The sequence below is a fragment of the Mycobacterium sp. genome (genome assembly GCF_025933915.1).
Taxonomy (GTDB): domain Bacteria; phylum Actinomycetota; class Actinomycetes; order Mycobacteriales; family Mycobacteriaceae; genus Mycobacterium.
Window position 1 is genome coordinate 1 of sequence record NZ_JAICZA010000120.1, and the last position, 14,626, is coordinate 14,626.

The 14,626-nt window shown below is 68.6% G+C and carries 15 protein-coding genes; 11 read left to right on the plus strand and 4 right to left on the minus strand.

Going from position 1 to position 14,626, the window contains the following annotated elements:
* Positions 1-180 (minus strand): enoyl-CoA hydratase-related protein (locus Q0W90_RS17710; protein ID WP_297775491.1); only part of this gene is annotated, 180 nt, incomplete at its 3' end.
* Positions 181-328: 148 nt separating this feature from the next.
* Here Q0W90_RS17710 and Q0W90_RS17715 point away from each other — a divergent pair.
* Together Q0W90_RS17715 and Q0W90_RS17720 are read left to right on the plus strand one after the other, a co-directional pair.
* On the plus strand, positions 329-598 hold the full coding sequence (locus Q0W90_RS17715) for a DUF2277 family protein (protein ID WP_297595751.1): 270 nt from the start codon (positions 329-331) through the stop codon (positions 596-598).
* Complete coding sequence (locus Q0W90_RS17720; protein ID WP_297699344.1) at positions 595-1,167, plus strand: DUF1802 family protein; 573 nt, start codon at positions 595-597, stop codon at positions 1,165-1,167. Before Q0W90_RS17715 ends, Q0W90_RS17720 begins: the two co-directional genes overlap by 4 nt.
* Here the strand turns inward: Q0W90_RS17720 and Q0W90_RS17725 are convergent.
* Both Q0W90_RS17725 and Q0W90_RS17730 read right to left on the minus strand, forming a co-directional pair.
* Entirely contained in the window at positions 1,126-2,856 is a 1,731-nt protein-coding gene (locus tag Q0W90_RS17725) for a CocE/NonD family hydrolase (RefSeq protein WP_297595753.1), read from the minus strand. The two genes, Q0W90_RS17720 and Q0W90_RS17725, sit on opposite strands and share 42 nt — an antisense overlap.
* A 1-nt stretch (position 2,857) precedes the next feature.
* Positions 2,858-3,454, minus strand: coding sequence for a DUF3558 domain-containing protein (locus Q0W90_RS17730; RefSeq protein ID WP_297595754.1), 597 nt, complete (start codon positions 3,452-3,454; stop codon positions 2,858-2,860).
* Between the two features lie 170 nt (positions 3,455-3,624).
* On the opposite strand from Q0W90_RS17730, the gene Q0W90_RS17735 reads away from it, so the two are divergent.
* The 5 genes from Q0W90_RS17735 (at position 3,625) to Q0W90_RS17755 (ending at position 8,717) form a co-directional block, all read left to right on the plus strand.
* Positions 3,625-4,602, plus strand: a complete 978-nt coding sequence (locus Q0W90_RS17735; protein WP_297595755.1) for a metallophosphoesterase — start codon at positions 3,625-3,627, stop codon at positions 4,600-4,602.
* The gene (locus Q0W90_RS17740) at positions 4,599-5,282 is read left to right on the plus strand and encodes a 4'-phosphopantetheinyl transferase (RefSeq protein ID WP_297595756.1); all 684 of its coding nucleotides are present in this window, start codon (positions 4,599-4,601) and stop codon (positions 5,280-5,282) included. Before Q0W90_RS17735 ends, Q0W90_RS17740 begins: the two co-directional genes overlap by 4 nt.
* Positions 5,279-6,169, plus strand: a complete 891-nt coding sequence (gene truB, locus Q0W90_RS17745; RefSeq protein ID WP_297699346.1) for a tRNA pseudouridine(55) synthase TruB — start codon at positions 5,279-5,281, stop codon at positions 6,167-6,169. The genes Q0W90_RS17740 and truB overlap by 4 nt, the downstream gene beginning before the upstream one ends.
* A gap of 78 nt (positions 6,170-6,247) precedes the next feature.
* The gene (locus Q0W90_RS17750; protein WP_297595758.1) at positions 6,248-7,438 is read left to right on the plus strand and encodes a lipid-transfer protein; all 1,191 of its coding nucleotides are present in this window, start codon (positions 6,248-6,250) and stop codon (positions 7,436-7,438) included.
* 7 nt (positions 7,439-7,445) lie between these two features.
* A complete protein-coding gene (locus Q0W90_RS17755) occupies positions 7,446-8,717 on the plus strand; it encodes an acyl-CoA dehydrogenase family protein (RefSeq protein WP_297699348.1) in 1,272 nt (423 codons plus the stop codon).
* Positions 8,718-8,788: 71 nt separating this feature from the next.
* On the opposite strand, the gene mntR is transcribed toward Q0W90_RS17755, so the two are convergent.
* Complete coding sequence (mntR, locus tag Q0W90_RS17760; protein WP_297699350.1) at positions 8,789-9,493, minus strand: manganese-binding transcriptional regulator MntR; 705 nt, start codon at positions 9,491-9,493, stop codon at positions 8,789-8,791.
* A 113-nt stretch (positions 9,494-9,606) separates the two neighbouring features.
* Here mntR and Q0W90_RS17765 point away from each other — a divergent pair, with 113 nt between their 5' ends.
* The 4 genes from Q0W90_RS17765 to Q0W90_RS17780 all read left to right on the plus strand — a co-directional run.
* Positions 9,607-10,590 carry a bifunctional riboflavin kinase/FAD synthetase gene (locus Q0W90_RS17765; protein WP_297699352.1) on the plus strand — a complete coding sequence of 328 codons (984 nt, stop codon included), beginning with the start codon at positions 9,607-9,609 and terminating at the stop codon, positions 10,588-10,590.
* A 127-nt stretch (positions 10,591-10,717) separates the two neighbouring features.
* Complete coding sequence (gene rpsO / locus Q0W90_RS17770; RefSeq protein ID WP_297775495.1) at positions 10,718-10,987, plus strand: 30S ribosomal protein S15; 270 nt, start codon at positions 10,718-10,720, stop codon at positions 10,985-10,987.
* A gap of 387 nt (positions 10,988-11,374) precedes the next feature.
* Complete coding sequence (locus tag Q0W90_RS17775; RefSeq protein ID WP_297595763.1) at positions 11,375-13,633, plus strand: polyribonucleotide nucleotidyltransferase; 2,259 nt, start codon at positions 11,375-11,377, stop codon at positions 13,631-13,633.
* A partial coding sequence (locus Q0W90_RS17780) for a pitrilysin family protein (RefSeq protein ID WP_297775498.1) occupies positions 13,620-14,626 on the plus strand: 1,007 nt, incomplete at its 3' end. The genes Q0W90_RS17775 and Q0W90_RS17780, both read left to right, overlap by 14 nt.

Consider the following 14,626-nt stretch of genomic DNA (forward strand, 5'->3'; position numbering starts at 1 on the left):
CACCGGGTCGGCACCGGTGACGATGACGACATCCACGTCGTCGTCGGTTTCGGCGTCGGTCAGCGCGCTGAAAAAGCGGTCCCGCAACGCCGAGGACAGCGCATTGCGCGATTGGGGTCGGTTGAGGGTCAGGGTGCGCACGCGGTCTTCGGTGTCGATCAGCAGGATCTCGTCGGTCATGAGTGCAACCGTAGAGCTGGCCTCGCGAGCAGACGCAAAGGCCCCATGGCGCGCCGGTCAGGAGGTGCTTCTGTGTTCCCCCGCAAGCGGGAGGCGCCCCCAGCTCGCGCGGTGGGCGGCGTCGCCGGGCAGCGCTTATCGTGGGGTCATGTGCCGGAACATCACCGAACTGCGCGGTCTACAGCCAGCGGCCACGGCCGAGGAAATCGCGGCGGCGGCCCGCCAGTACGTGCGCAAGGTCAGCGGCATCACCCACCCGTCCGCGGTCAATGCCGAGGCGTTCGAGGCGGCCGTTGCCGAGGTCACCGAGACGACGACGCGGTTGCTCGGGCAGCTGGCTCCGCGGCGCCAACCGCCCAAGACGGTTCCACCGTTGCGTCGGCCCGAGGTGTTGGCCCGGCTGGCCGGTGCGACATGACGGTGACCGCGACGACGCCCGCGCTCAAAGAGTGGAGCGCCGCCGTCCATGCGCTGCTGGACGGGCGCCAGCGGGTGCTGCTGCGCAAGGGCGGCATCGGTGAGAAGCGATTCGAACTGGCCGCCCGCGAGTTCCTGTTGTTCCCGACGGTCGCGCACAGCCACGCCGAGCGGGTGCGCGCCGAGCATCAAGACGTACTGAAGGCCGCCGCCGGCGACAGCACCGACGACGAGCTGGTGATCCGCGCCGCCGCGAAAGTGGTTGCGGCAGTGCCGGTTAACCGTCCAGAAGGCCTTCGCGCCATCGAGGACCTGCACATCTGGACCGCCGAGTCGGTGCGCGCCGAGAGGCTCGACTTTCGCCCCAAGCACAAACTGGCCGTGCTGGTGGTGTCGGTGATCCCGCTGGCCGAGCCGGTCCGCATCGTCCGAACCCCGGAATACGCCGGCTGCAAAAGCTGGGTGGAGCTTCCGGTGCGCGCGCCGTGGGCCGCACCGGTGCCCGGTCCCGTCCATGACGAGGCCGCGCTAGCGGCGGTCGCCGTCCGCGTCCGCGACGCCGTTGGCTGACAACTCGGCCGCGCCGACGGGCAACAGCAGCCGGGAGCGTCCGTAGCGCACGCTGTGGGTGACCGGCGCGGCGTGCCGGGCGGTCAGCGCCGGTTCGCCGCCGCCGAGGTTGTGCGCGTAGCGCGGCGACCAGCTGCCGGCGATCAGCACCCGGATGCGTGAGCCGGCGCGGAAGCGGTGGGCCATGCCGTCGAGTTCGAGGCGAACGATCTTCTCCGACTTCGGTGTTGCCGCGGTGTGCAACCGTCGGTAGGCCTCGCTGACGTTGCGCGACCGGCCCTTGACGTCGACCTCGCTCACCCGCACGAACAGGTCGACGTGCGGATTGTCGGCGCCATGCGCGAGCTCGACGACCGGGGTTCCGTAGGCGCAGAGGTCCCGGCTGAGGGTGGCGCTGGTGAAGGCCAGCACGTCGGTGCGCGCCGCGAGCCGGCTGTCGTCGCGGTACCCCCCGTTGGCGGACAGCAGCGGGCCGCCGGTGGTGGGTGTGGGATCGGCCGGGTCGTAGCGAAATGTGGCCGGGGACAGCGCTTTCTGGGTCGGTGCGGTCTCACCCAGGTAGCCGCCGGGCCGCAGGTACAGGGCACGCTCGGTGGTGGCGGGCGGCCACTCGGGCAGGCTGCGCCAGGCCTGTCCCCGGTCCACGCCGGTGACGCAGACCCGGACCGGGCTGGGCCGGCGCGCGGCGGGGGCGCCGCCCAGCTGGATGCCCAGCCAATCCAGTGACTCCCGGGCGCAGGTGGCCAGCCCGGTGGTGAGCAGCTGGGTGTGCGTCCACGGGCCGACGGTGAGCGCGACATCGACGCCCCGGCCGCGCAGATGCGCGTACTGCTGCAGCGTCTGCCTGACGAAGATGTCTTGCCAGCCGCCCACCAGCAGCACGGGCACCTGCACCCGGTCCAGCGCCTCGTTGCACCGCAACGCGTTCCAGAACGGGTCGTCGGGATCGCTGTGCTCGACCCAGGATTCGAACCACGGCGCGCCGGCGCCGAGCAGGGCCCGTGCGGAGTCGCCCAGTGGCGTCGCGGCCGCGGCCCGGGCCACTTTGCGTCGGGTCTGCAACTGGCGCAGCGCGGACCGGGCGCGCACCGGGTCCTCCTGATGCGCCACCATATCGCTCCAGCCCAAGAAGTCGTTGACCGCGAAGGATCCTGTGCCCCAGACCGATTCGTTGAAATCGTGCGGGCCCACGGCGATCACGGCGGTGGCCAGTTCCGGCGGGGGATCCTGCAACAGGGCCCACTGGGTGAATCCCAGGTACGACATACCGAGGGTGGCGAAACGTCCGGTGAACCACGGCCGCTCACGCAGCCATGCGACGGTGTCGGCGCCGTCGGCGACCTCGTTGGCCATCGGCTCGAAAACCCCGCCCGATCCGAACGTCCCGCGCACGCTCTGCAGCACCACGTGATAGCCGCGCGCCGCATACAGCGCGCCGAATATCAGGGTGAACGGAAATCCGCGTCCGTACGGGCCGCGGACCAGCACGGTACCGACGGCCGCGGACGTGGCGGGTGCGTAGTGGTCGGCCACCAGCTGAACCCCGTCGCGCATCGGCACGCGGACGCGCTCCACGCTGTAGTCGGTGGTCGCCGGGGGCAGGCCCAGCAGCCGGCCGAGGGCCTTGCCGCCCAGGTGTCGCAGGGTGTGCAGGGCCGGCTGTGTGGGGCGGATCGAGGTGGTGCTCACCCTAGAACTTGTAGTACGGCGCCAGGTCGTTAGCGCGCTGCAGGTTGGTCTGCATGCAATCGACTTCGGGGTCGGAGTAGACGGTCGAGTAGTACAGCGCCTGCTGCAACACCCCGTAGCTGGTCTTGAACACGACCATGCAGGAGTAGAACCAGTAGCTGTTGTGATAGGTCGGCTTGAGCACCCAGTACTGCGCGGCGCGGTGGCCCGCGATCGTCGTCTCGACGGCATCGGCCGGCAGCGAGGCCTCGTAGGTGCGCCAGATGATCGGCTCGACGGCCAGCTGATAGTTGCCGGCGTCGAAGTGGCAGCGCAGGCCGTCCTCGTGTTCGGGCGGTGTGAATCCCAGCCCGAGCCGCTGGATGACATCGAACGGGATGTCCTCGCACGCGTCGAACGGGCGCGGGTCGGTGGTCGCCACGATGGGACTCTTCATCGTGGTTTCCATCGGCTGGGCGGTCGAGCGCAGCTCGACGGATCCATCGGCGCCGCCCGGCACCGAACGGTCTTGCGGCGCGCTCAGCAAGCCCACCGTGCCCCCGATGGCCGCTGTGAGCAGCGCACCGAGCGCCCCCATCAGACGAACACTGGCGAACACGACACCCCCTGACGCCGCAGCGGTCCTTTCGGGGGAGTGTACAAGTCGCGCAAGCGACGTCACAGGCAAACCTGAACTCGTTCTAGTTCGCCCGCTGATCGGCCCCGGCGACACCCGGATGCCGGGCACGAAACGGGCCTGCCGGGCTCGGGTCGTTAGGGTGGTTATTCGTGGCTGGGCATACATCGGGGCGCGAATCGACCAACAGTGGGCAACCGACGCTGTGGGCGGTGTCCGACCTGCACACCGGTCACCTCGGCAACAAGCCGGTCACCGAGTCGCTGCATCCGTCGTCGCCGGAGGACTGGCTGATCGTCGCCGGGGACGTCGCCGAGCGCACCGACGAGATCCGCTGGGCCCTGGACCTGCTGCGACGGCGATTCGCCAAGGTGATCTGGGTGCCGGGAAACCACGAGCTGTGGACCACCACCCGCGACCCCGTGCAGATCTTCGGCAAGGCGCGCTACGACTACCTGGTCAACATGTGCGACGAGATGGGTGTGGTCACGCCCGAGCATCCGTTCCCGGTCTGGACCGAGCGCGGTGGCCCGGCCACGATCGTGCCGATGTTCCTGCTCTACGACTACAGCTTCTTGCCCGAGGGCGCCGCGAGCAAAGCCGAGGGCCTGACCATCGCCCGGGAGCGCAATGTGGTGGCCACCGACGAATTCCTGCTCTCCCCGGAGCCCTACCCCACGCGGGAGGCGTGGTGTCGCGAGCGCCTGGAGATCACCCGCGCCCGTCTCGAAGAGCTGGACTGGATGACGCCGACCGTTCTGGTCAATCACTTTCCGTTGGTGCGCGATCCGTGCGACGCGCTGTTCTACCCGGAGTTCTCGCTGTGGTGCGGAACCACCAGGACCGCCGACTGGCACACCCGCTACAACGCCGTCTGTTCGGTCTACGGTCACCTGCACATCCCGCGGACCACGTGGTATGACGACGTGCGCTTCGAGGAGGTGTCGGTGGGCTATCCGCGGGAGTGGCGGCGCCGCAAGCCGCCCAGCTGGCTGCGTCAGGTGCTGCCCGATCCCCAGTACGCGCCGGACGACCTCAACGACTTCGGTGGCCACTTCGAGATCACTCCCGAGATGCGGCAGCAGGCCACGCAGTTCCGGGAACGGTTGCGGCAGCGGCAATCACGATGACGGGGGAGCACACGTTGATGTCCTCCGTCGTACCGGCCTCGGATGGCCTGGCCTATTCGGAGGTATACACCGATCCGCCCGATCTCGCCCCGCTACCCGAAGAGGAGCCGTTGATCGCCAGGTCGGTGCCCAAGCGGCGCAACGAGTTCGTCACCGTCCGGCATTGCGCCCGGATCGCGCTGGGCGACCTCGGCCTGCCGCCGGTGCCGATCCTCAAGGGGGAGAAGGGCGAACCCTGCTGGCCCGACGGCGTGGTCGGCAGCCTCACCCATTGCACGGGGTACCGCGGTGCGGTGGTGGGCCGCACCGACACGCTGCGCTCGGTGGGCATCGACGCCGAACCGCACGACGTGTTGCCCGACGGCGTGCTCAACGCGATAAGCCTGCCGGCCGAACGCGCCGAGATCCCCGCCAACCTGTCGGGAGATCTGCATTGGGACCGAATCCTGTTCTGCGCCAAGGAGGCAACGTACAAGGCGTGGTTCCCGCTGACCAAAAGATGGCTGGGCTTCGAGGACGCCCACATCGTTTTCGAGTCCGATGGCCCCGGGTCGGCGACGGGCGGTTTCGTCTCGCGGATCCTGATCGATCCGTCGGCGCTGTCGGGTCCGCCGCTGACGGAGCTGGCGGGCCGTTGGTCGGTCGAGCGCGGGCTGGTGCTCACCGCGATCGTCCTATGAGTGGTCCGGGAATCGTCGTCGTCGACAAGCCGCCCGCGATGACCAGCCATGACGTGGTCGGGCGCTGCCGGCGGATCTTTGCCACCCGCCGGGTGGGGCACGCGGGCACGCTGGACCCGATGGCCACCGGCGTGCTGGTGATCGGCGTCGAGCGCGCCACCAAAATCCTCGGCCTGCTGACGGCGGCCACCAAGTCGTACACGGCAACCATCCGCCTGGGCCAGAGCACGTCCACCGACGACGCCGAGGGCGAACTGGTGGACAGCGTCGCGGCGGGGCACCTGACCCACGAGGCGATCGAGGCCGCCGTGGGCGCGCTGCGAGGCCACATCCACCAGGTGCCGTCGACGGTCAGCGCGATCAAGGTGGGCGGGAAGCGCGCGTACCGGCTGGTTCGCGAGGGCCAGACCGTCGAGCTCGAGGCGCGGGCGGTGCGCATCGACCGGTTCGAGGTGTGCGGCCTCCGCCCCGGACCGCAGGGTCTGGACGTCGTCGACGTCGACGTCGAGGTCGACTGCTCGTCGGGAACTTACATTCGTGCGCTGGCCCGCGATCTGGGCGCCGCGCTCCGAGTGGGCGGGCACCTGACGGCGTTGCGGCGCACCCGGGTCGGGCGCTTCGGGCTGGACCAGGCGCATTCGCTCGACGAGCTGGCCGAGCGCCCGCGGCTGAGCTACAGCCTGGACGAGGCCTGCCTGCTGATCTTTGCGCGCCGCGACCTGTCCGCCGACGAGGCCGAGGCCGGCGCCAACGGCCGGTCGCTGCCGCCGGCCGGGATCGACGGCGTCTATGCAGCCTGTGACCCCGACGGCCGGGTGATCGCGCTGCTGCGCGACGAGGGTTCGCGGACCAAGTCGGTGGTGGTGGTCCGCCCGGCGACGCTGTAACGGGTCCCGGCCGAGCGGTTGGTTGGACCGCGTTGCACACTGGGATGTCCAGGCGGCCTACGGAAGGGGCGGGGCGAGATGTCCAACAAGGTTTACGTCGTCGGCGTCGGCATGACGAAATTCGAGAAGCCGGGTCGCCGGGAGGGCTGGGACTACCCGGACATGGCGCGGGAATCGGGCACCAACGCCCTGAAGGACGCCGGTATCGCCTACGGCGAGGTGCAGCAGGGCTACGTCGGCTACGTCGCCGGTGACTCGACGTCCGGGCAGCGCGCGCTCTACGAGCTCGGCATGACCGGGATCCCGGTTGTCAACGTGAACAACAACTGCTCCACCGGCTCGACGGCGCTTTTCCTGGCGGCACAGGCCATCCGCGGCGGCATCGTCGACTGCGCGATCGCGCTGGGTTTCGAGAAGATGCAGCCCGGTTCGCTCGGCGGTGGCGCGCAGGACCGCGAATCGCCGATGGGCAAACACGTCAAGGCGATGGCCGAGATCGATGAGTTCGCGATGCCCGTCGCGCCGTGGATGTTCGGCGCCGCGGGACGCGAGCACATGAAGCAATACGGCTCCACCGCAGAGCATTTCGCCAAGATCGGCTACAAGAACCACAAGCACTCCGTGAACAACCCGTTCGCCCAGTTCCAGGAGTCCTACACGCTCGAGGACATCCTGGCGGCGCGGATGATCTCCGATCCGCTGACCAAGCTGCAGTGTTCGCCGACCTCCGACGGCTCGGGGGCGGCGATCCTGGCCTCGGAGAGTTTCGTCGACAGCCACGGGCTGGCCGGCCAGGCCGTGGAGATCGTCGGTCAGGCCATGACCACCGACTTCGCCTCGACGTTCGACGGAAGCGCCAAGAACCTCATCGGCTACGACATGAATGTGCAAGCCGCGCAACAGGTCTACGACCAGTCCGGGCTGGGGCCGCAGGATTTCCAGGTGATCGAACTGCACGACTGCTTCTCTGCCAACGAGCTGCTGCTCTACGAAGCCCTGGGTCTGTGCGGGCCGGGTGAGGCGCCCAAGCTGATCGACAACGGCGACACCACCTACGGCGGGCGCTGGGTGGTCAACCCGTCGGGCGGGCTGATCTCCAAGGGGCACCCGCTGGGCGCGACCGGACTGGCGCAGTGTGCGGAACTGACCTGGCAGCTGCGCGGCACCGCGGACAAGCGTCAGGTCGAGGGCGTCAGCGCCGCACTGCAACACAACATCGGGTTGGGTGGGGCCGCCGTCGTCACCGCCTACCAGCGCGCCGAACGCTAAGGGCGCCATGATCGAGTGGTCCGACACCGACCTGATGGTCCGGGACGCCGTCCGGCAGTTCGTCGACAAAGAGATCCGGCCGCATGTGGACGAATTGGAAACGGGCGCGATGTCGCCCTATCCGATCGCACGCAAGCTGTTCAGCCAGTTCGGCCTCGATGCGATGGCCGCCGAGTCGGTCAAGAAGATGCTCGACCGGGAACGAGCCAGGCTCGACGGGGCGTCCGCGGCCGGGGAGTCCGACGAAAAGCCGGATGAGTCAGGTGGTTTCGGCGGAGCAGGCCAGGGGTCGATGATCGCGGTGCTGGTGTCCGAGATCGCCCGGGTCAGCATCGGGCTGCTGAGCACCGCGTCGGTGAGCCTCGGCCTGGGTGCGGCGACCATCATGAGCCGCGGCACGCTGGCCCAGAAGGAGCGCTGGCTGCCCGAGCTGATGACGCTGGAAAAGATTGCGGCGTGGGCCATCACTGAGCCGGACTCCGGGTCGGATGCGTTCGGCGGCATGAAGACCTACGTCAAGCGCGACGGCCAGGACTACATCCTCAACGGCCAGAAGACCTTCATCACCAACGGGCCTTGCGCCGACGTCCTGGTCGTCTACGCGAAGCTCGCTGACGACACAGTGGGCGACTCCGATTCGGACAAACGAAATCGGCCGGTGCTGGTCTTCGTGCTCGAGGCGGGCATGCCCGGCCTGACGCAGGGCAAGCCGTTCAAGAAGATGGGCATGATGTCCTCGCCGACCGGCGAGCTGTTCTTCGACAACGTGCGGCTGACCCCGGACCGGCTGCTCGGCGAGAGCGAACAGCACGCCGACGGCGACGGCCGCGACAGCGCCCGCGCCAACTTCGCCGCCGAGCGGATCGGGATCGCGATGATGGCCCTGGGCATCATCGACGAATGTCACCGGCTGTGCGTCGATTACGCGAAGAGCCGCACGCTGTGGGGCCGCAACATCGGGCAGTTCCAGCTGATCCAGCTCAAGCTCGCCAAGATGGAAATCGCCCGAATGAACGTGCAGAACATGGTCTTTCACACCATCGAGCGCCAGCAGGCCGGGAAACCGCTGACGCTGGCCGAGGCGTCGGCGATCAAGCTGTACTCGTCGGAGGCTGCCACCGACGTCGCGATGGAAGCGGTGCAACTGTTCGGCGGCAACGGATATATGGCCGAGTACCGGGTGGAGCAGCTGGCCCGCGACGCCAAGTCGCTGATGATCTACGCCGGCAGCAACGAGGTCCAGGTCACCCACATCGCCAAGGGGCTACTGGCCGACTGAGCTTCGTGCGCGTAACCGCACTGCGAAAATCGGCGCCGAAAATCGCAGCCACGTTACGCCCGCGGACGGAGCTATCCCGTCACCCAGATCGCCCGTGCGGCCGGGCTGCCCAGATCGACGGTCGTCTCGGCGCCGTCGCCGGATTCGATCGCCACCGAGATCATGCCGGCGAACTCGCGGCGGGTCAGGACCCGCAGCCGGGAGTCGAGATTGATGCCGACGTCGGTGAAGTAGCGCAGCATCTCGGGGTCCGCGTCGGAAATGCGGGCCACCGTGCCGGCGTCCCCGTCGCCGCAGGCCCACAGCTGGCGCGCCGGCGGGGTGGGCACCTGCCCGTCGGAGGCCGGAATCGGGTCACCGTGCGGGTCGCGCTGCGGGAACCCCAGCTTGGCGTCGATGCGGGCCACCAGCCGATCCGACACCGCGTGCTCGAGCACCTCGGCCTCGTCGTGCACCTCGTCCCAGGCGTAGCCGAGCTCGTTGACCAGGAAGGTCTCCAGCAGCCGGTGCCGGCGCACCATCTCGAGCGCCGCCCGCCGCCCCGCCTCGGTCAAGGTCACCGCGCCGTACTTCTCGTGGTCGACGAGGCCCTGCTCGGCGAGCTTGCGGATCGACTCCGAGGCCGTGCTGGCCGACACCCCGATCTTCTCGGCCAGCATCTTCGTGCTGACCTTGTGCGGCGCGTCTTTAGGGGACCACTCCTGGGCATTCCAGATCGCCTTGAGGTAGTCCTGGCCGACCGCGGTGAGACCGCCACGCTCTTCGTCAGCCCTCACAACGACAAAGTTTAGGCAACCCGATCCGGATCCGGCGTGTTCCCCGCCACCCTGGCGGGTGTCGCACCCTCTGGATCTCCCCGCCGGGGACTCGGCGCCGTAGGCTTGCGGTCGTGCAGCGGTGGCGCGGCCAAGACGAGATTCCCACGGACTGGGGCAGGTGTGTGCTCACCATCGGTGTGTTCGATGGTGTGCATCGCGGCCACGCGGAGCTGATCGCCCATGCGGTGAAGTCGGGGCGTGCGCGCAGCGTGCCGACGGTGTTGATGACGTTCGACCCGCACCCGATGGAAGTCGTCTATCCCGGCAGCCATCCGGCGCAGCTGACGACGCTGACCCGGCGCGCCGAGCTGGTCGAGGAGCTGGGCATCGACGTCTTCCTGGTGATGCCGTTCACCACCGATTTCATGAAGCTCACGCCCGACCGCTACGTGCACGAGCTGCTGGTGGAGAACCTGCATGTGGTCGAGGTCGTTGTGGGGGAGAACTTCACCTTCGGCAAGAAGGCGACCGGCAACGTCGAGACCCTGCGGCGCGCCGGCGATCGATTCGGGTTCGCCGTGGAGTCGATGTCGTTGCTCTCCGAGCATCACAGCAACGAGACCGTGACGTTCTCGTCCACCTACATCCGGTCCTGCGTCGACGCCGGTGACGTGGTGGCGGCCACGGAAGCGCTGGGCCGTCCGCACCGGGTCGAGGGCGTGGTGGTGCGGGGTCACGGGCGCGGCGCCGAACTGGGCTTCCCGACCGCGAACGTGGCACCGCCGATGTATTCGGCCATCCCGGCCGACGGCGTGTACGCGGCCTGGTTCACCGTGCTCGGCCACGGTCAGGGGGCGGGGGCCCCCGGGGCGATGGTCCCGGGCGAGCGCTATCGGGCGGCGGTCTCGGTGGGCACCAACCCGACCTTCTCCGGACGCACCCGCACGGTCGAGGCGTTCGTCCTGGACACCGAGGCCGACCTGTACGGGCAGCACGTGGCGCTGGATTTCGTCGCCCGCATCCGCGGCCAGCACAAGTTCGACTCCGTCAAGGAACTCGTCGTCGCGATGGGCAAGGACACCGACCGGGCCCGGGCTTTGCTGTCCGCGGGTTGATGCGCTGCGTTTGTGCCCGGCGGTTGCCCCGCTGCTAAACTGCCGGACGACATCGGCGCGTGCTGCGGTTCGCGGTGGCCGCGCCAGGAACATTTGCCTTTCGCGGACCGATTGATGGAGATAGTTTGTGGCGCTGACAGCCGAGCAGAAAAAAGAAATCCTGGGCACCTACGGCCTGCATGAGACCGACACCGGTTCCCCCGAAGCCCAGGTCGCGCTGCTGACCAAGCGGATCGCCGACCTCACCGAGCACCTGAAGGTGCACAAGCACGACCACCACTCGCGGCGGGGACTGCTGCTGCTGGTCGGGCGCCGGCGCCGGCTGCTCAAATACGTCGCCCAGATCGACGTGGCGCGCTACCGCTCGCTGGTCGAGCGCCTCGGGCTGCGCCGCTGACGCAGGCGGTACCGGGGCGATAGCGCCCCACCGATCCCGAGCGATTCTGGCTCGCCGAGCTCGCCCGTGTAGAGTGAGGACGTTCTGGGCCGGTTCGGCCCGAGCAAACGGTGCGGTCACGCAGATCCGCGTGTGCCGTTCCAGCGTGTCACTACGCACCTTCGAGGGAGCAGCCCAGTCTGCATCGGGCGGTCTTCGGTAGTGGCTGCCGGGCTCTCCGGATCTGGGGCTTCTCGGCCGCTTCGATCGATGGCCGTAGCCGTATTCAGACTGGCTCTTCGGGAAGCTCCCAGGGTGACTCGCAGGCCCGAACGGGCCCTGCGGACCCTCTCCAGGTTGCGCGTGACGACGCGAAACAGCCGAATAAGAGAGGCCGTACGGACGTCTATGTCTGTCGCTGAAATTGAAGAGGGCGTGTTCGAGGCGACCGCCATCATCGACAACGGGAGCTTCGGCACCCGCACCATCCGGTTCGAGACCGGCCGGCTGGCCCAGCAGGCCGCCGGCGCCGTGGTCGCGTACCTGGATGACGAAAACATGCTGTTGTCGGCGACCACCGCCAGCAAGAGCCCCAAGGAGCACTTCGACTTCTTCCCGCTGACGGTCGATGTCGAGGAGCGGATGTATGCCGCCGGTCGCATCCCCGGCTCGTTCTTCCGTCGGGAGGGACGTCCGTCCACCGACGCGGTCCTGACCTGCCGGCTCATCGACCGCCCGCTGCGCCCGTCGTTCGTCAGCGGCCTGCGCAACGAAATCCAGGTCGTGGTGACGATCATGAGCCTGGACCCCAACGACCTGTACGACGTGCTGGCGATCAACGCCGCGTCGGCATCCACCCAGCTGAGCGGTCTGCCATTCTCCGGTCCGATCGGAGGCGTGCGGGTCGCACTGATCGACGGCACCTGGGTCGCGTTCCCGACCGTGGAGCAGCTCGAGCGCGCGGTGTTCGACATGGTCGTGGCCGGCCGCAAAGTCGGCGACGGAGACCAAAAAGACGTCGCCATCATGATGGTCGAGGCCGAGGCCACCGACAAGGTCATCGAGCTCGTCGAGGGCGGAGCCCAGGCGCCGACGGAAACCGTTGTGGCCGAAGGACTGGAGGCCGCCAAGCCGTTCATCGCGGCGCTGTGCACCGCGCAGGAGGCGCTGGCCGGGGCCGCCGCCAAGCCTGTCGGCGAGTACCCGACGTTCCCGGATTACCAGGAAGACGTCTACTACTCGGTGGCCTCGGTGGCCACCGACGAGCTGGCCAAGGCGTTGACCATCGGCGGCAAGGCCGAGCGCGACGCGCGCACCGACGAGCTCAAGGCCGAGGTGCTCACGCGCCTTGCCGACACTTACGAGGGCCGGGAGAAAGAGGTCAGCGCCGCGTTCCGCTCGCTGACCAAGAAGCTGGTGCGCCAGCGCATCCTCACCGATCACTTCCGCATCGACGGCCGTGGCATCACCGACATCCGCGCGCTCTCGGCCGAGGTCGCCGTGGTGCCGCGGGCGCACGGCAGCGCGCTGTTCCAGCGCGGCGAGACCCAGATCCTGGGTGTGACCACGCTCGACATGGTCAAGATGGCCCAGCAGATCGACTCGCTGGGACCCGAGACCTCGAAACGCTATATGCATCACTACAACTTCCCGCCGTACTCCACCGGCGAGACCGGTCGGGTGGGTTCGCCCAAGCGGCGTGAGATCGGGCACGGTGCGCTCGCCGAGCGGGCCCTGATCCCGGTGCTGCCCGGCGTCGAGGAGTTCCCGTACGCCATCCGGCAGGTCTCCGAGGCCCTGAGCTCCAACGGCTCGACGTCGATGGGCTCGGTCTGTGCTTCCACTCTCTCGCTGCTGAATGCCGGTGTGCCGCTGAAGGCTCCGGTGGCCGGCATCGCGATGGGCCTGGTCTCCGACGACATAGAAGTTGACGGCCGCACCGAGCGCCGGTTCGTCACCCTGACCGACATCCTGGGCGCCGAGGACGCGTTCGGCGACATGGACTTCAAGTGCGCCGGCACCAAGGACTTCGTCACCGCGCTGCAGCTGGACACCAAGCTCGACGGCATCCCGTCGCAGGTGCTCGCGAGTGCGTTGTCCCAGGCCAAAGATGCGCGCCTGACGATTCTCGAGGTAATGGCCGAGGCCATCGACGCGCCCGACGAGATGAGCCCCTATGCACCGCGGGTGACCACTATCAAGGTTCCGGTGGACAAGATCGGTGAGGTCATCGGCCCCAAGGGCAAGGTCATCAACGGCATCACCGAGGAGACCGGCGCGCAGATCTCCATCGAGGACGACGGCACCGTGTTCGTCGGCGCCACCGACGGACCCTCGGCGCAGGCCGCGATCGACCGGATCAACGCCATCGCGAACCCGCAGCTGCCCACGGTCGGCGAGCGGTTCCTCGGAACCGTGGTCAAGACAACGGATTTCGGTGCGTTCGTGTCGCTGCTGCCCGGTCGCGACGGTTTGGTGCACATCTCCAAGCTCGGTAGGGGCAAGCGCATCGCGAAGGTCGAGGACGTGGTGAACGTCGGCGACAAGCTGCGCGTCGAAATCGCCGACATCGACAAGCGCGGCAAGATCTCGCTGGTGCTGGTGGAGGAAGACAACTCGGCCGCCGCCGACGCCCCGGCGGCCGCCCCTGCTGATGCCGCGAGCTGATTCCCGAAAGCGCGCAGCTGACCCCGCGCTGAGGCGGGGCAACAACACCGCCGCGGCGGACCCCGAACCGCAAGCCGCACTGCGCCGCACCACGCTGCCGGGCGGCTTGCGGGTGGTCACCGAGTACTTACCCGCGGTGCGTTCCGCCTCGGTCGGGGTCTGGGTCGGTGTCGGCTCGCGCGACGAGGGCGCCACCGTCGCCGGTGCGGCGCACTTCCTCGAGCACCTGCTGTTCAAGTCGACCCCCAGTCGCACGGCGGTGGACATCGCCCAGGCGATGGATGCCGTCGGCGGAGAGCTGAACGCGTTCACCGCCAAGGAGCACACCTGCTACTACGCGCATGTGCTCGACACCGACCTGGAGTTGGCCGTCAACCTGGTGGCCGACGTGGTGCTCAACGGCCGCTGCGCCGCCGAGGATGTCGAACTCGAACGCGACGTGGTCCTCGAGGAGATCGCGATGCGCGACGACGACCCCGAGGACGCGCTCGGGGACATGTTCCTGGGCGCGCTGTTCGGTGACCATCCGGTGGGCCGGCCCGTCATCGGCACCGCGCGGTCGGTGACGTCGATGACGCGAAGCCAGCTGCGCTCGTTTCACGTCCGGCGCTACACGCCCGAACGCATGGTGGTGGCGGTGGCCGGCAACGTCGACCACGACGAGGTGGTCGCGTTGGTGCGCGAGCACTTCGGCCAGCGTCTGGTCCGCGGCCGTGAACCCATCGCGCCGCGCAAGGGCGCCGGGCGGGTCACCGGCCGCCCCGGACTGACGCTGGGCAACCGGGACGCCGAGCAGACGCATGTGTCGTTGGGTGTGCGCACGCCCGGGCGCGACTGGCGCCACCGCTGGGCGCTGTCGGTGCTGAACACCGCGCTGGGCGGCGGCCTGAGCTCTCGGCTGTTCCAGCAGGTCCGGGAGCTGCGTGGGCTGGCCTATTCCGTCTATTCAACGGTGGACATCTTCGCCGACACCGGCGCGCTGTCCGTGTACGC